Genomic DNA, 21,904 nt, shown 5'->3' with positions numbered 1-21,904 from the left:
GAAACGCGCTTATAAGTCGTTTAAGACAGTATAGTACGCCAATTTGCAGGGTTAGGGAGTGAACACTAATTACCACGGGGTTTCTTTTGCCTTTTTTTCTGCTTAGTAAATTTCTTAAACATTTAAGCTAAGGTTAGTTGCACTTAAAAGCAGCTAAATTGCAGCATTTAAGACTTAAAAAACGCCAATACAGAAAATAGACAGTGACTAGGGTTTCTTTTGCCTTTTTTTTCATTTGGTAAATTCCTTAATATTTATAGCAACATGAACTGGGCAGGAAGGTGTCATTCCAGTGCTCCTTTTTTTGTCATCCCAGTGCCCAGGCACTGGGATCCAGCCTTCATCATACAATTTCATCATATAAATCTTTCCATTCCTGATTTGTTTGCTCAATTAAGTTCATTTTCCATTTCCTCTGCCAGCTTTTCAGAAGCTTTTCTCTACTGATTGCTAAATTTATGTCTTGAAACTCTTCAAAATAAACTAATTTACAAACATTGTACTTTGACGTGAAACCAAAAACAGCTTTACTTTTGTGCTCCCAAATTCGTTTAATTAAATTTGATGTTATGCCTGTGTATAGGGTTCCATTGCGTTCACTTGCAAGTATATAAACATAATAACTTTTCATATATAGTAAATAAGTTTACTGGATTCCAGACTGGAATGACACCATCATAATGAGATATAAGAGTAATTTGTACCAAGAAAAAAGATGTCATCCCAGTCTGGAATCTAGTCTTTATTATGCAGCCACTTATTTAAAGTTAAGTTTTCTGGATCCCAGTGTCAAGCTACTTGGATGACACCCTTTTGGATGGAGACCAGTGTCAGCTACTCGGATGACAGAAAGAGAAGGCTACTTGGATGACAGGAGAATGATGTCATTCCAGTCTGGAATCCAGCTTTCTTTACAAATTCACCAAAAGTGCTTCATTCTATAACGCAAAACCCATACTCACCAAACCCAATGCATTACTTGCAATTAAGTTTCCTGGATCCCAGTGTCTGGGCACTGGGATGACACCGTTATAAAGGAACCAGTGTCAGCTACTTGAATGACATCATCCTTTTTCCTGGATCCAAGTAGTCAAGGCACTGCCGTCTTGGATCCCAGTGTCCGCTGCTTGCATAGCATTTATTTACAAAAAAAATAGTCATGCAAGAGACTTTGCTTGGATATTTGATATAATTTAGGTCTATTAAAGCAAAAAATACTAACATGAATGAAGTGATAACATTTGGTTGTCGTCTAAATTTTTACGAGAGCGAGTTAATCAAAGAAGCATTAAAAAAAGCAAAAAGAGAAAATGTTGTTGTGGTGCATAGCTGTGCAGTAACAAACGAAGCAGAACGCCAAGTAAAGCAAAAAATACGTAAGATCTATAAAAACGACCCAAGTAAAGAAATTATCGTAGTTGGCTGTGCTGTTCAGTTGGATCCTGAATCGTATAGTGATATTCCTGGTGTGAGTAAAGTGCTGGGTAATCAAGATAAGCTAAAAGCTGAAAATTACTTACTAAATGACGATAAAATCTTAGTCAGTGATAACCAAGTAGAATCTGTTCTAATTAATGGATTTGAAGATAAATCAAGGGCATTTATTGAAATTCAAAATGGTTGTAATCATAGCTGCACATTTTGCTCAATTACTGAGGCAAGAGGAAATAATCGATCTGTGCCAATAAACAGTATTATAGAGCAAATTAGGATCTTTATAGAAAATGGATATCAAGAAGTAGTGTTTACAGGTGTTGATATTACTGACTTTGGTACAGATTTGTTTGCTAAGCCATCACTTGGTTCAATGATTAGGAGAGTTTTAAAGGATATACCAGAGTTGAAGAGGCTAAGACTTTCCTCTATCGATGTTGCTGAGGTTGACAACGAATTAATGGATTTAATAGCTAATGAGTCAAGACTTATGCCTCATTTACATTTGAGTCTACAATCTGGTAATAATTTAATACTAAAGAGAATGAAGCGTCGTCACAACAGAGAACAAGTGATAGAATTTTGTCATAAAATGAAGAGCTTGAGGCCTAATATAGCATTTGGCGCTGATATTATTGCTGGATTTCCAACAGAAACTGATGAAATGTTTCAGGATACAGTTGATTTACTGAAAAAAACAAATATAGTTTACCTACATGCTTTTCCATATTCAAAGCGGAAGAATACACCTGCTGCACGAATGCCACAAGTACCAGAGAGTGTGCGTAAAGAACGAGTAAAAAATTTAAGAGAAATGAATAGAGAAATGATGAGTAGCTTTTATCAATCTTTGATAGGCACTGAACAAAGTGTTCTGGTTGAGCAAAATAATGTCGGTAGAACAGAAAATTTTGCATTAGTAAAGCTTGAATCAAAAGCTCAAGCCAAGAGTATTGTGAAAGTTAATGTTAAAGGAGTGGAAAATAATTATCTAATTGGAAATATTTTTTCTTAATTTTTGTACATTGAAGAAATATACGATATAGTAATTATACTGTAAATGATAATTGTGAATTCATTTATGATAACTAGAATATCTATTACTTTATTTTTGATTTTCATTTCATGTGTCTATTTTTTTATTACTTATATTAGTAATGATACACACATTGAGCAAGCACAACCCTTAAAATTAGAAACAGACAATAATGAAAGTGTAATACGTTCTGAAGAGGTTACTGAAAAAGAAATACTAATAAATGATTTAAAATATCAAGAACTTGAAAGTAGTCCTATTAAGCAACCTTCTATTCTCCAAGTAGCTGATCAGAAAAATATGTGGTCACGTATTGCAGATCAAGCTGATAATGAGCAGATTACAAAGGAAAAATCAAAAAAACTTGATTTTTATGTTAGTGCTAACGGCGGTAAGATATACAATGATAATTCAAAAACATTTGTAAAGGGTATAAAGGCAATAGGGGAGAGAGTCCTAACTTTAGTTGAAAGTCATTATGGTTTTATAATAAAAAATATAGTGGCAAATGAAATTAAAAGTATACAGCAATTTGATGGTAAAATTGATTTCCAGTGGCTTAACAGCATATCTTTAGGTTACTATGCCGGAGAAAATGGTAAAGTTGATTTTGAAGCTATGTATTCTAGAGCCAATATTGAAAATAGTAATTCTCCTCTGGTATTTGATAAATCAGCAAGTATATTTGCGTTTTTGTTAAACTTATATTATAATCCCAGCGTTCAAGATACACAATTTTCTCCGTACGTCGGTCTTGGTATAGGACCAACAGTTTTTAGATTAAAAAGGATTAATGGGTCACCCCAAAGTTCAATGCCACTTAATGTTCCTTGGTTTGCTTATCAAATAAAACTTGGTATTGATTATTCAATAATCCCAGAAGTCAAAACCTTTCTCGGCTATCGTTACTTTAGCGTTCCGATACCTGTTGCAGATGACATATCTACTCACAATATTGAAGTTGGTTTGATATTTAATTTTTAGTAGTGATTTAATATATATATAAATTCTTATCTTTTCTATCTAACAAACCAAATGTTGGTACGATTGTTGCTTTTAAAAAAATGACAGTTTCTACTGTTCTAATATTATTTGCTAGCCTTTTTGACTTCTGGTGCAATAAGCTTTGCTTATCTTCTCTATGTTCTATAAGCCCGCCGATTACCATAATTTCACCGCTCTTAATTTTTAACATAGAGTTCATTTCTCTGATTTCAACAATTGGAATGTCGCTATTTAATTTCATTTTACTCTGCTGTGCGATGTACTCTATATCTGGATCTTTAGTGTAGCTGTTAATTCTTGATAAAGTTGGATGTATATCCATGAATATTTCACTAGTATCAATGTTAATGCTTGGGTGGATTATTAGCACAACACCTATTGGGACGCTATTCATCTTGGTAATTAAGGTCTGATTAGAGTTTCTAGTATCTTTTTGTATATCGGAAGTAAAATAAATATGGTTTTTGGTAAATGAAATCATCGCTTGCTGATTATTTATAGCATGTACTCTAGGGCTTGAAATTACGGTTGAAGTGCCAAATTTGTCTAAATTTTTTACTAAATCTCCTAGATCACTCGCACCAAAGTTCATTGCTAGGTTAATAATGGAGTTATCTTGATCTATTATAGACTTAGTTCCATCGCGTAAGTCATTTAAGTTTATACCAGAAAGATATTTGTCATCTAACACAACTTCAACTATTTTTGCCTCTATCATTACTTGAGAAGACGATAACTTCTTAACCTTGTTAATATATTCTTCAACAGCTTTGTGAATATCTTTTCTAGCATTCAAAATAATAACACCAGCTTCTCTATTGGATGAAAGAAATTCGCCATCATCCACCCCATTAACATCCATTATTGCATTCAAGCCTTTTTCTAATGAATTCCATAAGTCACTACTATATTGAGACTTCATAACGTTGTTGTAGTCCCTATCAACGTTACTTCCATCACTGTTAGTAATATTGTTACTAATGACGAAACTGCTTTGAGCAGAATGTTGAATATTAATGAAGTCTGCGTAATAATTTTGCGCGTATGGCAAGTCCTGCTCAATTCTAATTACACCATTGCTTGTTGAGTAACGCAATTTGGCGCTATTTGCTATACTCTGAATTACTTCATTTATATTCTTATCTTTTAGCTTTAAAATAATATTACCTGATATTTTTGGGTCTATATCCAAGTTAATGTCAGAAAGTTTTCCTATCTCAATCAGCAAATCTTTTACTGATACTTCTTCACTAACATTAATAGAAATAAGCTGATTACTGATTGTGAGATCGGGAAACTCTATTGGTAAAGGCATAATTTCTGGTATTGCCGGTTCATTACTCTCCAAAGAGGTGTTATATTGTTGCAACGAATAATCGTGCTCATCTATATCATGATGATCTTCGTTGTCTACGTTAGTAAGACGTTGCTTAGTAGGCAGGTGTGTGCAAGAAATAATAAAAAGGAGCATTAAGCATTTAAAAATAGCCATTAGAACAGCATACGAAATCTATACTAATAGATTTCTATAAAAATATTAAAAATGTATTTAATCTCATTTTCATCGAGCAGATAATTGTCATATATTAGCTTGACCTGCACTGGCTATAGCTAAACTGACTTAGATTTACCGACGATTTGAAAAACCGTCATCCCGCTACGTGTTAGCGGGATCTAGAGATACCGTGAATAAATCACGGTATGACGGTTCGCGGCGGTATAGTAACTCGTCATTCCGCTACTCGTTAGCGCCGTGGCGGTATAGCTATATATGTTTTTTTGCACACTTTATCTTGTACTTAAATGTAGACCAGCATAGCCCTAATTTTTTTATATATTTTACTTCTTTCTCTATATTTAATAATAGGCTTGAAAATAAATGGTAAGCCTATAATTGTTAAGCTTAGAGCTAGGGTTGAAAGTATACAACAGGCTTTGTGTTTACTATGTAGCTCTTTCAGGTAAAGCATCAAAAATCTACAAAATTTTTTGTAATTTTCTTCGATGTTTTTTTTGCTATGAGCCTTGCTAATGAACATATCTATTGCGGTATGACCGTTATTACACTTAATGCTCAGGTCTGCACCTTTTTCTGTTAACAGCTGAGCTATATCAAAATAATCCTTTTGAACAGCAAGATGTAGAGGTGCAAAACCTTGTTGCTCACAAATGTTCATATTGGCTCTAACTTCCAATAACATTTTCACAATTTTTGTATGGCCTTTTTTAACTGCCAGTAGCAAGGGAGTTCTGTTACATTTAGTAACAGCATTAATGTTTACCTTAAGCCTCAATAAGAGCTTAACTGTTTTAGTGTTACCATTATGGCTAGCTTTATGCAGCCTGGCGTTGCCATTAAAATCTTGATCATTTGCATCTATTCCTTTTGATACAAGAAATGTTACCATTTTTCTATTATTATGTTCAATAGCGCAATCTAATGCATCAAAACCATGGTTGTTTTTTGTGCAAAAAAACTCTTTAAGTTTAATTTTATCGTTACTTGCTTGCTGTTTTTTTGTAATAAGCTTTACTATTTGCATTTTGTTGTTATACGCTGCTAGGAAAAGCGTAGTGTTATTTTCTGCATCTTTGGCTTCTATATTTGCCCCTTTCTTTATCAGATATTCTATAATTTCTGCTCTGCTGTCATAATGTGCAGTGCATTGATAGATAGTTAAAAACAGAGGAGTACGAAAATTGTTATCTTCACATTCGAGATTTGCTCCGCTATCAATTAAAATTTGGACGCTTTTTTTAGAACCGTATAGTGAAGCTATATGAAGAGGAGTATAGCCCTCTTTAGCGTCTTTTTCATTAATTTTTGCGCCTTTTGTTATCAAAAAATCTATTAATTCCGTGTCATCTTGTAGTGCAGCAAGGTGCAGTGGAGTGAATCCATTTTTATCCTTGGAATTAATTGTCAGCTGGTTAACAAAAAGTTTAGCAACTTTCTTGTGTCCATGCATAATGGCATAATGCAGAGGGTTTCTATTTTCGTTGTCTACGACATTGAAATCAGCTTCGTGCTCTAGTAATGACTTTACTCCAACTAAATCGCCTTCTTTTGTGAACTTATGCAAGAGAGTGATTCCACTTGCATCTTTTGAGTTAATATCAAATCCATTTTCTACTAATTGGTTTATATCTTCCTCACGCGCCATATCACTTAAGTCTCTAATTGAACCCTTTTCGCGTTAATAATACTCCTACTTGATTAAGTTTAAATGAATCTATAAGAAACGTACTATAGATTACTTGGACAGAGCCTAGAGTTTTCTACCTATAACTCACTTTCACGCAATATTGATCGTTCTTAAAAAGCAATCTGACATTTTTTATTCCTTGATTGCGAAGCTTTGATGCAGCTGATTTAGCAGCCTGAGCACTTTTAAAAAATGCAACATATCCCTTACTTTCTGCACTGTCTTGTTTCGGGTGACGTTTCTGCATTTCTTTTTCATATTGCTTTCTGTAATGAGGAGTATTTTGTATCAATTGTTCTGACATCTTTCTTAGGTATTGGACTTTTACCTTTGCAAGCCCTACTTTATGAAATCCTAAGACTTGAGCTGCTTTTTCTGATAAGTCTATTATTCTGCCTTCAATAAAAGGCCCTCTATCGTTAATCCTTACAACAAGCTTTCTTCCATTTTCTAAATTAGTGACAAGAGCAAAGCAGGGTAGGGGCAAAGTCTTATGCGCTGCAGAGATCAAGTGGCGGTTAAACACTTCACCATTTGCTGTAAGCGTGCCATGATCTTCTATTCCATACCACGACGCTATCCCTATCTCTTCATAGTGTTTACAGTTTTTTGGATAATAAGTTATACCATTTATTGTGTAGCTGCAGCCAATTTTATAATGACCTGCAGTGCAATTAACCCTGTTGCTAAAACTGCAACTACTCATCAAAACAAATATTAGGCATAGAAAGACTAGGTTTTTTATCATTGTATTCGGTAAGAGGGTTCGATACCATGAGGATTTTAAATTATACTATAATAAATTTAGTAATAAGTAAACGTTTACTGCTAAATATGAACAAGACTCAAAAAGGAATAATACATATAATTGGTATAGGTGGAATCGGAATGAGTGCCATTGCTGAAATTCTTCACAATTCCAATTGCAAAGTTCAAGGCAGTGATGCACAATCAAACAACAATGTAGATAGATTACAAAGGCTGGGCATAGAGGTTTTTATTGGTCACAATGCTAATAATATAAGCCAAGCTCAAATAGTTGTACATTCTTCTGCGATAGAATCTGATAATGTGGAGTTAGCAACAGCAAGAAATAACAATAAAACTATTTTGCATAGATCAGACATACTTACTGAAATTATGAAAGATAGGTGTGTAATAGCGGTTTCAGGTTCAAGCGGAAAGACAACAACAACCGCTATGATTGCTTCTATTTTTGATCATTCTAATATTGATGCAACTGTAATTGTAGGAGGAATACTAAATTCGTATCAGAGTAATTCAAGACTTGGAAAGAGTGACATTTTTTTAATCGAAGCTGATGAGTCTGATGGAACCATGCTGAAAATTCCTGCAAATATTGCTGTCATAACGAGTATTAACGACGATCATATGGATCATTATGGTACATTCGACGATATTAAAAATGCGTTTTCTCAGTTTATAAGCAAAGCAGATTTTGCAGTTTTGCCTGATTCTGTAGGCATTAATTATGATGCAAGTAACTCTATGATGTTTGGATTTGAGGGTGATGACATTGTCATCCAAGTAGCTGACACTGGGATCCAGAAAAAAAAATCAGTGTCATGCTTTGCCAAAGTGAGTAATGTCAGAGCAAGTAACATTAAACAGCATGCTAACAGCATAGAATTTGACGTGTTGAACAACTGGATTCCAGTATCAAGTACTGGAATGACAGAAAAACAGGTATCATCCCATCACCTTCTGTCATCCCAGTGCGTGACACTGGGATCCAGCCCTTTAAAAAACATAGTACTAGCAAACGCAATAGGTATTCACAAAGTAAGCAATGCCCTAGCTGCAATATCAGTTGCAATAAAACTCGGGATTAGCAATGCAGAGATTAAAAAAGGCCTTTTGGAATTTCAAGGAGTAGCAAGAAGATTCTCTTTGATTGCCAATATTAAAGGTGTTAAGTTAATTGAGGATTATGCCCATCATCCAAATGAAATATATGCAACTTTAACGGCTGCACGTTCGATTACTAAAGGAAAAGTAATAGGAATTATCGAACCACTTCGTTTTGCTCGCATTCGTAATTTTTTTAATGAATTCATACGAATTTTCATGATGTTTGATTATGTCATCCTCACTCCTGTTCATCCCCCAGAAGATAAGCCTATTCCTGGTTGTGGGATTAATGATATACAAGAAGCTTTAATCAGTAATGGGTTTGATAGCGTAAAAATCATGAATGATTCTCTACTCATTTCACGTTTTATTAGTGATTCGACAAGTCCAGGTGATATAGTATTATTTATTGGTGCTGGTAGTAATATAGCTAAACTGGCAAAAGAAACTGCGAAGCTCATAGCAGAAACTATACAAACATCTAGTTAAACGATAGAATAAATGCAAGTACCGGTGTCATGCAAACTGGAATCTAGTCAATTATATATATGGAAAATGAATTTAATTGAGAAAGAGAATCCGGACTGGGAGGATTTATATGATAAAATTGTGTAGTAAAACTGGATCCCAGTGTCGAAGCACACAACTGTACGAACGTTGTGATATGGGGGTAACTTCCACTAAGAATGATGTCATCCCAGTGCCCAGACACTGGGATCCAGAAAACTTAATCGTAAATGAGCACACCAGGTGGCTGTATAGTAAAAGCTGGATTCCAGTGTCAAACACTGGAATGACACCATCCGCTACTCAAATTACCTGTATATTGCAATGTTCATACACTGAAATGTTACAGCGCTGGGATAACATCTTCCGAGACAGAACATTCCGTGCACACAATTGTGAATCTAGTAAAGGGTTAATGTAATGAAAAAGATAATCAACAACGTATTTGCAAGAGAAATTTTAGATAGCAGGGGTTACCCCACTGTTGAGGTGGAAATTGAACTCTGTGATGGAGCAATAGGTAGGGCATCTGTACCTTCTGGAGCTTCAACCGGTAAATTAGAAGCCTTGGAACTCAGAGACCAAGATGAGAAAAGGTATTGTGGTAAGGGAGTGCTGAAAGCTGTTCAAGCTGTAAATGGAGTGATAACAGATAAAATCATTGGAATGAATGCAGCGGACCAAAATGCAATTGATAAAGCATTAATTGAACTGGATGGAACAAAAAATAAATTTAAACTTGGAGCAAATGCAACTTTGGGTGTGTCTCTTGCGGTTGCAAAAGCAGCAGCAAACAGTTTCAAAATACCGTTGTATAGATATTTGGGAGGAGAGCAGATGAGTGTTATGCCGGTTCCACTCATTAACATAATTAATGGTGGAGTACATGCAGACAATAAGCTCAATTTCCAAGAATTCATGATTCTTCCGGTCGGTGCTGAGACTTTCAGTGAAGCAATCAGAATATCTGCGGAGGTGTTTCATAACTTACGTAGCATTCTTAAGAAAAAAGGTTATAGCACAAACGTAGGAGATGAAGGTGGTTTTGCACCAAATATTGAAAGTACTGAAGAAGCACTTGACTTGATCATATACGCTATAGAATCGGCAGGTTATTCAACAAAATGTGATTTTGCACTAGGTCTTGATGTTGCTTCATCTACTTTTTATGAAGATGGAATTTACAAATTTGAAAATAAAGAGCTTACTTCAAAAGAATTGACTGAATACTATTGTGACCTTGTGGAAAGATATCCAATAATTTCTATAGAAGATGCAATGAGTGAAGACGACTATGAAGGTTGGAAATTACTTACTGCAAAATTGGGGAGTAAAATTCAATTGGTTGGGGATGATTTATTTGTTACAAATTGTGAACTAATAGGCAAAGGAATAGAAGAAAAAATGGCAAATGCTGTACTGATCAAGCCAAATCAAATAGGGACGTTAACAGAAACTTTTGCTGCTATTGAAATGGCAAAATCAAACAACTACAAAGCTGTTATTTCTCACCGCTCAGGTGAAACAGAAGATACAACAATATCCCACATAGCAGTTGCATCAAATTGTGGGCAAATAAAAACCGGGTCGCTATCGCGTTCTGATAGACTCGCAAAATATAACGAGCTAATAAGAATAGAGGGCACATTAGGAAAAAATGCTAAATATTATCGCGGGTTAGCATGGGTTTTATAGATGAAGTAAAATTGTGTTTACAAGCAGGTAACGGTGGTGATGGCTGCGCAAGTTTTCGTCGAGAAAAGTTCGTTGAGTTTGGTGGGCCAAATGGTGGTAATGGAGGAAAGGGTGGAAATATAGTTTTCATCAGCGATGCCAATCTCAACACTTTGCTTCATTTTCGTTATAGGAGACACATTAAAGCAGATAATGGAAAAAGTGGTGCAAGCAGAGATAGATCTGGCACAGCAGGGAAAGACGTCATACTAAAAGTTCCAGTTGGTACACAGATAATTGATGAAGAAAGCAGAGAGGTGATAGTGGATCTTGACAAGCCTGACATGGAATTTCAAGTAGCACAGGGTGGAAAAGGTGGACTTGGAAATACTAACTTTAAATCTTCTACTAATAAGGCGCCAAGACATTTTACTTACGGTAAGCCTGGTGAAGAAAAATATGTGTTATTAAAACTAAAGGTTTTGTCAGATGTTGGCATTATTGGCATGCCGAATGCAGGTAAATCAAAATTTTTGACTCGCTGCTCAAATTCCGATACAAAAGTAGGCGATTATCCATTTACCACCGTAAGACCCCACTTAGGCGTGGCAAAAGTAGATGATAGCGAAATTGTGATAGCAGATATTCCTGGAATAATTACTGATGCTCACCTTGGAGTTGGGCTCGGACATAAATTTTTAAAGCACATAGAAAGGTGTCAAATTTTACTTCATTTAATCGATGTAACTCATGATAACGTTGTTTCGGCTTATAGTTGTATCCATAATGAATTGGAACTTTACAATGGTGATCTTGTTGAAAAAGAAGAGATTGTAGTATTAAACAAATGCGACTTGCTGAGAGAAGCAGAAATTCTGGAAAAGAAGAATCACCTAGCCAATTATCTTAATAAAGAAGTGCTGTGCTTATCAATTAATGGTGATTTACAGCCTATTTTAAGATTATTAAGTGAAAAATTGAAAAAGAGTAATTCTAAGGAAATCGATGTATATGATCCTTTTAAGATGTGAATTTCATTTAGATAATTGATGTTTTTCATTTGTTTTATCATATAACTAGAATATATGTGTACGAACGTTTGTTTTTGAAGGTGATTTGCACAGTAAATGGTCAGCGCGTGACGCACTGCCCAGTTCATGTTAGCCATAAATATTTAAGAAATTTACCAAACGAAAAAAAAGGCAAAAGAAGCCCTAGTCACTGTCTATTTTCTGTATTGGCGTTTTTTAAGTCTTAAATGCTGCAATTTAGCTGCTTTTAAGTGCGACTAACCCAAATTATAAACGTTAAGAAATTTACTAAGCAGAAAAAAAGGCAAAAGAAACCCCGTGGTAATTAGTGTTCACTCCCTAATCCTGCAAATTGGCGTACTATACTGTCTTAAACGACTTATAAGCGCGTTTCAGCTTATATAGGTAAAAACCCGAAAATTTTATAAAGACATAGAGTGCACATAGTGCAAAAAATTAAAAATAAGACGCCAACTACGTTGTTTTCTTGCTGTTTAATCTGCACAGATGAAGATAACTGAATACCTTCAGTTTCATGATAAGAGGACTGGCAAAGCTTGTCAAGTAAGTTTTTTCGTTTCTGCGAGCTACCTGGTTTTCCTACTGAAATTTTGAAAAATGTAATCTACTTCTATATTCAAATATATCAAGCAGTAATTCAAAATCAGCCGTTGCACCTTTTGCGTTATTATACGCGAGATTGAGCAGCTCTTTGTCCTGATATAAATCAGCAAATTTAAATTCCATACATCCTGATTGTTTTGTGCCTAAAATATCTCCACTGCCTCTTAGCATCATATCCCTTTCAGCAATGTAAAATCCATCTTGTGACTCACACATGATCTTTAACTTTGAAGATGAGCTTTTACTTAAATTGTCGTATAATAATACACAAAAAGATGGCTTGTTTCCTCGCCCTACTCTGCCTCTTAACTGATGTAATTGCGATAACCCAAATTGCTCTGCATTTTCTATAATCATAATGGTTGCATCTGGCACATCTATACCAACTTCTATCACAGTGGTTGCAACAAGCAAAGAAAATTCATTTCTTTTGAAGGAAAACATAACTTGATCTTTCTGCTCCTGAGTCAATTTTCCGTGTATTATCCCGACTCTATCAAAAAATGTTTTTTGTAATTCCTGAAAACGCATCTCTGCTGCAGCAATATTGGTCTCTTCGTTTTCTTCTATGTATGGACAAATCCAATATGCTTTTTCGCCCCTGTTTATAGCACCTTTTAGCTTTTCAATAACATCTGGCACTCTACTAATGTTCATAGTTACAGTTTTTATTGGCAATCTGGATTTTGGTTTTTCTTTCAAAATTGAACATTCAACGTCACCATACATAGCTTGCTGCAAGGTTCTTGGAATGGGAGTTGCAGTAACAAAAAGTATATCGGCATTTTCTCCTTTTCCTACCAAGCGATTTCTCTGCATCACTCCAAATCGCTGTTGCTCGTCTATGACTGCAAGCCCTAAATTTTTAAATGTAACGTTAGCTTGAAACAGCGCATGAGTACCAATCACTATATTTAAAATACCACTTGCAAGTTCGTTCATAATAATCTTTCTTTCCTTGCGCGAAGTTTTACCAGTAAGCAGCGCAACTTTTATATCGGTACAGGATAAAACTTCCTCAATCCAATTATAATGTTGCTCCGCCAAGATAGTAGTCGGTGCCATTAGAGCTGCCTGCATGTTGTTTTCTACCACATTTAGCATCGCAAAAAGTGCAACTACGGTTTTGCCACTACCAACATCACCTTGCAGCAAGCTTATCATGCGGTACTTGGATTTTTGCCTCTCTGAAATTTCATCTATTGCACGAATTTGATCGTTTGTTAATTGAAACGATAATTCATTTAAAACTTGCTCTTTATATTTACTCAATACTATAAATTCTCTTCCCCTTTCTTTCACATGATTTTTTCTTGCAAGCTTCAGCGCTAGCTGATACGCAAATAATTCATCATAAGCAAGCCTTTTTCTACAAACCTCAGCTTCCACCAATGAGCTTGGTCTGTGCAACTTTATGATGCTTTCCCTCCAACTTAGCCATTTTTTTTGCTTGATTAATGTATCATCTATCCACTCTGGTAAATCAGGCAATTCTTTCAGGTTAGAGCTTATTATGTTCCCAATGCTCTTATTGGTAATGCCACGGCATAATTGGTAAACTGGCTCTATGCGAGCTATTTCTTTAAATTGGTTGATGTCAAGCGACACGTAATCTGGATGAGTAATCTGCCAATGCTCAGCAAATTTTTCGAGTTTGCCACTGATGATTACATAGGCTCCAACTGGAAACAGTTTATATAAATACTTAACTGAGTAATTAAAAAAGACTATGAACATATACTGACTCTCACTTTCAACGACTATTTTATATGGTCTACCTCTAAAAGTGGGCGACTGATGCTCATAAACTTTTGCAATAAAAGTTACAAATTCTCCAGCTTGAGCATCGGGCAGTGACTTACTTCTATCCACATAACTGAGCGGCCTATAAAATAGCAGGTCCATCACTTTGTCCCCACCACAAAGTTTAGGTAATATTGTGGAATGAAATTTAGGTATATTCTCTAGTTTGCTGCTCAGAAAAGTCAGTATATCGGGTTGCTCATTGAGATTCATAAAGCTGTTTATCAATAATATAGAGCCTTCTTAAGATCTTGTCACCTTACAGTCAATTACCTACTGCTGCAGGGTTTATATCAGGTATTTTTATTGACTTGTTAATCATTTCTATGTATTATTGTACTGTTAGTAATTCATATACAGGGTGTTAACAATGAATAACTTTATACCAGAAGAAAAGGAAAATCCAGTAGTTACATTAAGAACTCAAGCAGAAGAGTTTGATTTTAGTAAGTTAAGGGCTGGTAAAGACAATGCTGAAGCGAATTCTGGTGCAACTATGTACGTAGATCTTCCAAGAATGAAACTTGTTATTCAGAACAAAGTTATAACAAAAGAGCTTGTTGATGAATTATATAATAAACATACCAACCTCATTTCAAATGACAAAAATAAGTACCGCCAATTTGTAAAACAAGTTTTTACAGAGCTATTTGAATATGCTGAAGCAGAAGTTCCAAGTGATTCTATTCTAGAAGAACTAATCACTAATTGTAACCAGGCTGCTTATGTGGGTGCATTGTATGGTAAAGGAGCACCTATCCTTCATTTAGCTGAAACATATGGGTTATTGTTTCGGTCTAATCATGTAACACATATTAATTGTAGTGATCCAAGTCATGCAACAATCAGAATTGAAGAAAAAATTGCAGTTTGCACTTTAGCAAAACCAGAAGAAGAATTATGTAAATTGGATAGCTCACTAGAGTTCACACTTCAGTCCCAAGATGGGAAAGATGATGTGACATATAAAGATGGTAAATTGTCACTTACTGTTCCTAAGAGACTGAAGAACTATAATATAGGTGATAAAAACTTGTTTGACGTCATAAAAGAATGCTTTCAGAAATTGTGCGAAAAATTTGGATTTTTTAAAATAAAAATAGGGCATGACTTGGATAAGCAACTGAAAGTGAACAGTGTAGAGTCACTTACCCACAATAAAGATAGGACTTCTCCTTGATAACAATCAAAATATCTCAAGCGCTGTCAACTTATTTGCACAATCAATCACTTCAGCATTTGGAAATTGATTTTTAAACCAAGTGTACTGGCGTTTTGCGTAGTGTCTTGTGTTTGTTTGAGCAATCTGTATCGCTTCGTCTAAAGTAATCTCACCTTTCAAATACTTTACAATTTCTGGCACTCCATGTGCTTTCATAGCTGGCAAATGTGGAGCTAAGTTCATACTAAGTAGCTTTTTTACTTCATCAATTGCTCCATTTTCGATCATTTTGATAAAACGAGAATTTATTTTTTGGTATACATCCTCACGTTTAGGCAAAATTGTATATATCTTAAAATTATCGAATAAAGGAGGCTGTCTATTTTCTTGCCATACAAAGATTGTCTTACCAGTTTCAGTGATAACTTCAAGTGCCCTTGAAAGGCGGTGCGAGTCATTCATGAATACTTTACCTTGAATCCTTGGATCTTTGCTTAGCACTAATTTGTAAAACTCCTCTTTACTTAAATTTTTCCTTAATTCGCTTACATTTTTCCTTACTTTCTGACTTATTTGTGGCATTGATGATAAGCCTTTGATTAAACTGCTGATGTAAAGCCCGCTTCCTCCAGTGATGATAGGTATTTGAGCATTTTCTAATGCGTGATTAACTTCTTTTTCTAAATCCTCTAACCATAGACCCACGGAATAATTTTCTTTTGCTGAAACATAACCATATAGTTTATAAAATACTTCTTGCTTTGGTGGTTGAGCAGTAATTATGGGAATTTCTTCATATACCTGCTTTGAATCACAATTTATTATGCTGATGTTATTATATTTTTCTATCAGGTTATCACATAATTCTGATTTACCTGAAGCTGTAATTCCTGTAATAATTACTATATTATTTTTCATTTATATTAATTTAATTAACATATGATAAGGTGTAGTAAAAATTTGGATTCTACAATCTAAAGTTTGGAGATTTTTATGGCAGAAAACAACGACAATAATTCATTTACTAAGCGTTTCACAAACAGGACTCCTGGCGGTACAGGGGAAGGTTTTTCCAGTAAGTATTCGTCTCAAAACACCAAAGAACGGGCATTAGGGGAAAAAGGGAAAATTTCTGAATTAGCAAACAAAAAAACCGAATCCAAGGAAGCTTTTTCTGAAAGTGGTGGCATAAAAAGTAAAAGCAGAACTGTCAATGAAAGATCTTTTGCTGATGCAACAAAAAGAAGTAGGTCAGATCTTATATATTTAGTCCGTGGTAAAGATCGTGGAAAATCAGCGTGGCATTATGTATTAGTTGATAAAGAGAAAAGAGAAATGTTTCTAGCAAAAAGCAGAACTGGCTCTATAGATGTTGCAGACTATGGAGAGATTTTGTATTCAGGATGGGGAGAGGATCCACCACAGGCAATAGTTGATAAAGTCAATGAAGAGTTTGGGTTGTAGCAAATCTGCATAACAAATGGTAAGCTGCGTTGCATTACGTTCACAAAAACTAGCAGTTACTATATAAGATACAATGCAACAAAACTGATCTAGTTGTTATGAATAAGTTTTTAGCTATATGGTATCTAAAATAATAAATGCAATACAGAACAACTTGTTAGTGTGTTTTCCAACAGAAACAGTGTATGCTCTTGCTTGTAATGCATTAAATAATGAATCTATAGGAAAAATATATCAGATAAAGAAACGCTCTCAAAATAAACCACTGTCTATATTTGTTAGTGATATTTGCAGCTTGATGAGAATAGCAAAGCTAGAGAAAAAGTATATTGGTTTAGTAAATCACTTTTCTCCTGGACCAATTACCTACATTTTACCACTTAAAAACAACAACATATTGCCAAACGAATTCTTTAAAGATAGTATAGGCATCAGAATCCCTGAGCATCCTATTGCAATTTCAATACTAAACAAACTGAAAGTTCCAATAGTTGCAACTAGTATAAATATTTCAGGAAAAAAAAGTGTATGTAAGGCAGACGATATACCACAATCCATTAAGCAACATTTATCTGCAGTGATTGAAGATAATGAATTAGTTTCTGGTATAGAATCTACTATTATTGACTTAACCGAAGATAAGATTAAGGTTTTAAGGGAAGGTGCAATTTTATTACAAACAGTAAACAATGCATTTTCAAACTAAGGTCTATAGGAGAAAGAATGAGAAAAGTAATAGGTCACAACCAGGCCAAAAAAAAATTAATGAACAACTTATCTGTTCAGTCTTGGCTGATCTGTGGTAAAAAAGGTATAGGAAAAGCAACACTTGCAAAATCCTTCTCCAATTGGTTACTCATAAAAAGCTATAATGAAGTAGCATTGGACTTACACATTGTTGAAGGTGATACTATCGGAATAGAAAAAGTCAGAGAAATGAAAAACTTTCTACACTTAAGTCCCATTCAATCAGAACACAAAATAGCTATAATAGATAGCTTAGAGGCAATGACTAATAACGCTAAAAACGCAATATTGAAAATATTAGAAGAGCCGCCAAAAAATTCTAAGATATTTATAATTAGCCATAAGCCATATGATATACAAACTACTATCCAGTGTAGGTGCTTTCAGCTAAATTTACTTCCATTAACTTATGACGAAACAAAGCAAGTTGCTTCATCTCAATGTAAATTTGATGATCAAACGTTTGACGAAATGATTACTTTATTTCCTGGAATGCCAGGAATGATAATAAATGCAATAAGTAGTGATGCTTATGAAGCATACAAATGCTTTTATAAATTTCTTCATGATTTAAAGAATCCCAATATGATTAATAAAGTAATTAATAGCGAAATCGAACTAGAACTAGCATCATATATAATTCAGGCCTTCATTTTAGAAAGCATAAAGAGAGAGGTAAATGGTGTTGAAATTTTACTAGGTCAGTGGAAAAAAATAGATGAACTTTTCGTTGTTGCTAAGCAACTTCACTTAGATAAAAAGCATGTTTTAGCTAATGTAGTTAATATCATGACATAAGTTTACAAAGTATAATACTTTTAACATAAATTCATGATAAAATTCTGTTAATTTAATACTCGAAGTATATAATTTGACTGATAATAAATTAACTGTATGGCAATCAATAGAAGTTTTGACGAAAGCCATACTAAACATGCAGAAAGAATTAAGTTCAATCAAGAATATAGCTTTAGACCAGGATGTCACCTTAGAAAAAGGAAAGGAGTTGTTAAGCGGCATTTATGAGGCAAATTTTAAGCTAAACAAGGCAATCAATATAGCTACTTTGCCAAAAATTGGCTATCATATGCTAAATGGTGAGCTTGTTGTACGTAATCATATCACGGAAGAGGAAGTAAAGATTCCTAGAGATTTTCATTACCTTAAAGTCGTTAAATCCGATCATGATGATTATAAATTAACGTTTTGTAATTTTTTAGGTAATGAGTTTTTTGAATATAAAAAGTATGATCCACAATATTCTGGCGTTTCAGATGAATATAAGTTTGTGGATTTTGGTAGTGTAAAAAAGACTCATAATCTAAAATTTAAGGAATACGTTGGTCATGCACCTAAGTTTTTTGCTGCAGAAGGGCCTATTGAGCCTGGATCTCAAAACCATGCAATTGATCTATTTGAGCTAGTCAAAAGTGGTAAAGGTAGCAAAGTGGGAACCCTCGCTGATGAATTTGGTTATTTTGATGATCAAAATAAATTACATTATTATAATTATCACAAAAGTGCTGAAAGTAATATTTACAATCCTGAAAATTTCAGTGTAAAAATGATCAATGTAGATGTGAGCAAAATCGATAAATTCTACCTTATTGCGGAACAAGGTGATATAATCATTCATCCTATTTTGGAAAATTTAGACATATTTTAAAGTTTTTTAGAGTATCTAATCTTATTGTTATTATAATTGGGTTTGGTAGCATTGTGTTATGGAAGATAAATTGCTTGAATCAGTAAAAAACAAAAGTTATTTCAGTAAAGCAGTCGAATGGTACTGCCATAGGTATCTGTTTTGTGTAGCAGAAAGATCTTGGATGGCATTAATAGTATCGCTTCTCCTAGTATGCTTATGTTTATTAATATTAAACATATACCTGTTATTTCCTGTTAAAAAAGATTTAAATTTTGTGAAGTACATGAACCACACAGAAGATGAGTTCTCTGTAATGCATAAGCTTAGTTTCAGTAAAAAGGAAGATGAATATACTTCCACAGCGAGGTACTTAATAAGTAAATACATTGAAATATATGAGTCCATTAAGATCGTTGAACCGAAGTACCAAGAAAATTTTATAAGAAACAATTCTATACATAAAATCTATCAAGGCTTTCAGAAAAAAACGAACAATGAAGCTGTTAGTTCACCTTCATCCAAAAGAAAAATTGCCAACATAAATGTAATAACATTATCTATTGATCGATCGACCAAGGACTTAGTTACATTTGCTGGAAATGCTACTGTAGTTTTTACAACCGAGCAAAATAAGGAGGATACTGTGGAGATTAGCTTCACTTTGTCGAATATAAAAGCAACTCTGGCTGGTATAATACCATTTAAATTTATTGTTAATGGTTATAAATACAGATTTTAAAATATTACTTGGTAGCTAAAAAAAATAACCAAAGTGCATGTAGCGGTAATAACTGGAGGCAAAACTAGAAGAATTGGCGTTTTTTTAATAAAGTAATTCTGAGAAGGTTTTAAGAAAAAGGCATTGTAAATTATCGGTAAAAAGTACAGAGCGTTAAGTATAGTACTAACAATTAACACTAGAGTTACAAACACAGAAAGTATTACATTGCCAGAGTTGAAAACAGCTTGAAAAATGAGAAATTTACCCCAAAAAGTCGGAGCAGGTGGCACCCCTATCATAGACAATGCACCTATAGCAAATGCTGTCATGCTAATTGGCATACTGCGTCCTATACCGTGAATCTTATCTATATATTTCTCACCTATTTTCGTTATTATTGCTCCGGCAACGAAAAACAAAGTGATTTTTGCAAATGCGTGGCAAACTAATTGAAAAATTGCAACCCTCATGCTGAGCTCACTAAAAATTGAAGCAAATAATATAATATACGACAATTGAGAGATGGTAGAATAAGCAAGCAATTTCTTTAATTCTTTTTGCTTTAATGCAATCAATGATGCAGTAATAATAGTAAATCCAGCAGCGTACGGAAGCCACCCTCCAGCGAACCAATTTTGCTGCACAAAACGTTGCATGTTATCGACGCCGAAAGTGTATAATATAACTTTTATGATGATGAAAACTCCGGATTTCACAACAGCAACAGCATGTAATAGTGCACTCACAGGAGTTGGTGCAACCATTGCTTTTGGTAACCAAAAATGCATTGGCATTAATGCAGCTTTTCCTATTCCATAAATCAGCATAGCAAAACACACTGCAATGAAAGTGATGAGTGAAGTATCAAATTTGAATATTCCACCACTTACAAAGTCTAAAGTATGAAATTCATTATATAAAAGGCCTATTGCAGGAAAAAATAATACCAAAGAAGAGAAAAATAGCACGCCAAAGTAATAGCGTCCTGCAATCATTGATTCATTTGTTGAGTTGTAAGTAACCAGAGGGTATGTACTAATAGTTAGAAGCTCATAAAAAACAAATGTAGTGAGCAAATCTCCAGAAAAAGCAATAAACATTGCACAGCTAATCGATATTGAAAAAAAGCATAGAAAACTTGAGTGATTGCTATCAGCATAGTTATTCTGCATATAACATATTGCATATATACTGGTTAGTATCCATAAAAACGATATTAATAAACTGAATATTACTCCGGTAGACTCTAGCTTTAAACTAATGTGCAAATTATTACCAAAATCCATGAGAATAAATTGAGAATGATCACCATATACCCAATATAAAGTACACAGACACGTATACGTAAACAGAAATACAGAAGAAGTGACAGTAATACTATTGTTCACTCTGGGCCATTTACCAGTAAAAAAAATAGCTAACGCACTTAAAAGCGGAATCAACGCAGTAATTAATAAATAATTCTCAGTAATTGAAAATGGTAAGGAAAGATACATTAAAATATAGTCCATTAAATTTTCTGTTTAGGTAAAGCTAGAATTATACTCAAATCATAGAAAAACCGCCATGTTTTTTTAGTTGTTTGTGTATGCTATAGCTATACCGCCGCGGTATCTCTAGATCCCGCTAACAAGTAGCGGGATGACGAATTTGTCGTTACGTCATACCGCGATTCATTCCATAACTGTACGAACATTGCAATTTGGGCCTACCAGGAGGGCAATGCCTCTTATCCAAGTACCCTCTTCTTGTCATCCCAGTGCTTGACACTGGGATACAGGAAACTTAATTGCAAGTAATGCATTGGGTTTGGTGAGTATGGGTTTTGCGTTATAGAATGAAGCACTTTTGGTGAATTTGTAAAGAAAACTGGATCCCAGTGTCAAGCACTGGGATGACACCCTCCTGGTAGGCCCATATTGCAATGTTCGTACAGCTGTGGATTCATTCGCGGTATCTCATCCGCTAAC

General features: G+C 34.4%; 20 protein-coding genes and 1 pseudogene. 12 read left to right on the top strand and 9 right to left on the bottom strand.

Annotated features, from left to right (window positions below; genetic code table 11):
• Window positions 1-231: 231 nt before the first annotated feature.
• Complete coding sequence (locus ABWU58_RS05505; protein WP_353282823.1) at window positions 232-360, bottom strand: hypothetical protein; 129 nt, start codon at window positions 358-360, stop codon at window positions 232-234.
• Entirely contained in the window at window positions 344-631 is a 288-nt protein-coding gene (locus tag ABWU58_RS05500; RefSeq protein ID WP_353282822.1) for a GIY-YIG nuclease family protein, read from the bottom strand. The genes ABWU58_RS05505 and ABWU58_RS05500 overlap by 17 nt, the downstream gene beginning before the upstream one ends.
• A gap of 591 nt (window positions 632-1,222) precedes the next feature.
• Between ABWU58_RS05500 and mtaB the strand changes: the two genes are divergently transcribed.
• Window positions 1,223-2,449, top strand: a complete 1,227-nt coding sequence (gene mtaB, locus ABWU58_RS05490; RefSeq protein WP_353282821.1) for a tRNA (N(6)-L-threonylcarbamoyladenosine(37)-C(2))-methylthiotransferase MtaB — start codon at window positions 1,223-1,225, stop codon at window positions 2,447-2,449.
• Window positions 2,450-2,515: 66 nt separating this feature from the next.
• Window positions 2,516-3,454, top strand: a complete 939-nt coding sequence (locus ABWU58_RS05485; protein ID WP_353282820.1) for an outer membrane protein — start codon at window positions 2,516-2,518, stop codon at window positions 3,452-3,454.
• Between the two features lie 7 nt (window positions 3,455-3,461).
• Here the strand turns inward: ABWU58_RS05485 and ABWU58_RS05480 are convergent, their stop codons facing one another.
• The 3 genes from ABWU58_RS05480 to ABWU58_RS05470 all read right to left on the bottom strand — a co-directional run bounded on the left by ABWU58_RS05480 (window position 3,462) and on the right by ABWU58_RS05470 (window position 7,429).
• Window positions 3,462-4,967, bottom strand: coding sequence for a type II secretion system protein GspD (locus ABWU58_RS05480; protein WP_353282819.1), 1,506 nt, complete (start codon window positions 4,965-4,967; stop codon window positions 3,462-3,464).
• A 307-nt stretch (window positions 4,968-5,274) separates the two neighbouring features.
• Complete coding sequence (locus ABWU58_RS05475; RefSeq protein WP_353282818.1) at window positions 5,275-6,639, bottom strand: ankyrin repeat domain-containing protein; 1,365 nt, start codon at window positions 6,637-6,639, stop codon at window positions 5,275-5,277.
• 115 nt (window positions 6,640-6,754) lie between these two features.
• Window positions 6,755-7,429, bottom strand: coding sequence for a septal ring lytic transglycosylase RlpA family protein (locus ABWU58_RS05470; protein ID WP_353282817.1), 675 nt, complete (start codon window positions 7,427-7,429; stop codon window positions 6,755-6,757).
• Between the two features lie 26 nt (window positions 7,430-7,455).
• Between ABWU58_RS05470 and murC the strand changes: the two genes are divergently transcribed.
• The 4 genes and pseudogenes from murC (at window position 7,456) to cgtA (ending at window position 11,765) form a co-directional block, all read left to right on the top strand.
• Entirely contained in the window at window positions 7,456-9,042 is a 1,587-nt protein-coding gene (murC, locus tag ABWU58_RS05465; protein WP_353282816.1) for a UDP-N-acetylmuramate--L-alanine ligase, read from the top strand.
• Between the two features lie 193 nt (window positions 9,043-9,235).
• Window positions 9,236-9,352, top strand: a pseudogene (locus tag ABWU58_RS08125) (WPE palindromic element domain-containing protein); the annotation flags it as partial.
• A 128-nt stretch (window positions 9,353-9,480) separates the two neighbouring features.
• Window positions 9,481-10,755, top strand: coding sequence for a phosphopyruvate hydratase (gene eno, locus ABWU58_RS05455; protein ID WP_353282814.1), 1,275 nt, complete (start codon window positions 9,481-9,483; stop codon window positions 10,753-10,755).
• Entirely contained in the window at window positions 10,743-11,765 is a 1,023-nt protein-coding gene (cgtA, locus tag ABWU58_RS05450) for an Obg family GTPase CgtA (RefSeq protein ID WP_353282813.1), read from the top strand. Before eno ends, cgtA begins: the two co-directional genes overlap by 13 nt.
• A 600-nt stretch (window positions 11,766-12,365) precedes the next feature.
• On the opposite strand, the gene recG is transcribed toward cgtA, so the two are convergent.
• Window positions 12,366-14,405, bottom strand: coding sequence for an ATP-dependent DNA helicase RecG (gene recG / locus ABWU58_RS05445; protein WP_353282812.1), 2,040 nt, complete (start codon window positions 14,403-14,405; stop codon window positions 12,366-12,368).
• A 157-nt stretch (window positions 14,406-14,562) separates the two neighbouring features.
• On the opposite strand from recG, the gene ABWU58_RS05440 reads away from it, so the two are divergent.
• Window positions 14,563-15,372, top strand: coding sequence for a hypothetical protein (locus ABWU58_RS05440; RefSeq protein ID WP_353282811.1), 810 nt, complete (start codon window positions 14,563-14,565; stop codon window positions 15,370-15,372).
• A gap of 6 nt (window positions 15,373-15,378) precedes the next feature.
• On the opposite strand, the gene miaA is transcribed toward ABWU58_RS05440, so the two are convergent.
• On the bottom strand, window positions 15,379-16,272 hold the full coding sequence (gene miaA, locus ABWU58_RS05435; RefSeq protein WP_353282810.1) for a tRNA (adenosine(37)-N6)-dimethylallyltransferase MiaA: 894 nt from the start codon (window positions 16,270-16,272) through the stop codon (window positions 15,379-15,381).
• Window positions 16,273-16,347: 75 nt separating this feature from the next.
• On the opposite strand from miaA, the gene ABWU58_RS05430 reads away from it, so the two are divergent.
• From ABWU58_RS05430 to ABWU58_RS05410, 5 genes are all read left to right on the top strand, one after another.
• Window positions 16,348-16,818 carry a hypothetical protein gene (locus tag ABWU58_RS05430; RefSeq protein WP_353273743.1) on the top strand — a complete coding sequence of 157 codons (471 nt, stop codon included), beginning with the start codon at window positions 16,348-16,350 and terminating at the stop codon, window positions 16,816-16,818.
• A gap of 118 nt (window positions 16,819-16,936) precedes the next feature.
• On the top strand, window positions 16,937-17,524 hold the full coding sequence (locus ABWU58_RS05425; RefSeq protein WP_353282809.1) for an L-threonylcarbamoyladenylate synthase: 588 nt from the start codon (window positions 16,937-16,939) through the stop codon (window positions 17,522-17,524).
• A 17-nt stretch (window positions 17,525-17,541) separates the two neighbouring features.
• Window positions 17,542-18,363 (top strand): DNA polymerase III subunit delta', encoded by an 822-nt coding sequence (locus ABWU58_RS05420; RefSeq protein WP_353282808.1) that lies wholly within the window; start codon window positions 17,542-17,544, stop codon window positions 18,361-18,363.
• Window positions 18,364-18,436: 73 nt separating this feature from the next.
• Window positions 18,437-19,231: a hypothetical protein gene (locus tag ABWU58_RS05415; protein WP_253309489.1), complete on the top strand. Its 795-nt coding sequence runs from the start codon at window positions 18,437-18,439 to the stop codon at window positions 19,229-19,231.
• A 58-nt stretch (window positions 19,232-19,289) separates the two neighbouring features.
• Window positions 19,290-19,952 (top strand): VirB8/TrbF family protein, encoded by a 663-nt coding sequence (locus ABWU58_RS05410; protein ID WP_353282807.1) that lies wholly within the window; start codon window positions 19,290-19,292, stop codon window positions 19,950-19,952.
• Here the strand turns inward: ABWU58_RS05410 and ABWU58_RS05405 are convergent.
• The gene (locus tag ABWU58_RS05405; protein WP_353282806.1) at window positions 19,949-21,445 is read right to left on the bottom strand and encodes a proton-conducting transporter membrane subunit; all 1,497 of its coding nucleotides are present in this window, start codon (window positions 21,443-21,445) and stop codon (window positions 19,949-19,951) included. The two genes, ABWU58_RS05410 and ABWU58_RS05405, sit on opposite strands and share 4 nt — an antisense overlap.
• A 240-nt stretch (window positions 21,446-21,685) precedes the next feature.
• Entirely contained in the window at window positions 21,686-21,859 is a 174-nt protein-coding gene (locus ABWU58_RS08120; protein WP_410542035.1) for a hypothetical protein, read from the bottom strand.
• Window positions 21,860-21,904 lie beyond the last annotated feature (45 nt).

This window comes from Wolbachia endosymbiont (group A) of Pogonocherus hispidulus (assembly GCF_964028195.1).
Classification (GTDB): Bacteria; Pseudomonadota; Alphaproteobacteria; order Rickettsiales; family Anaplasmataceae; genus Wolbachia.
The sequence above is the reverse complement of the archived record's forward strand: the minus strand, read 5'-3'. Positions and strand labels throughout refer to the sequence as shown.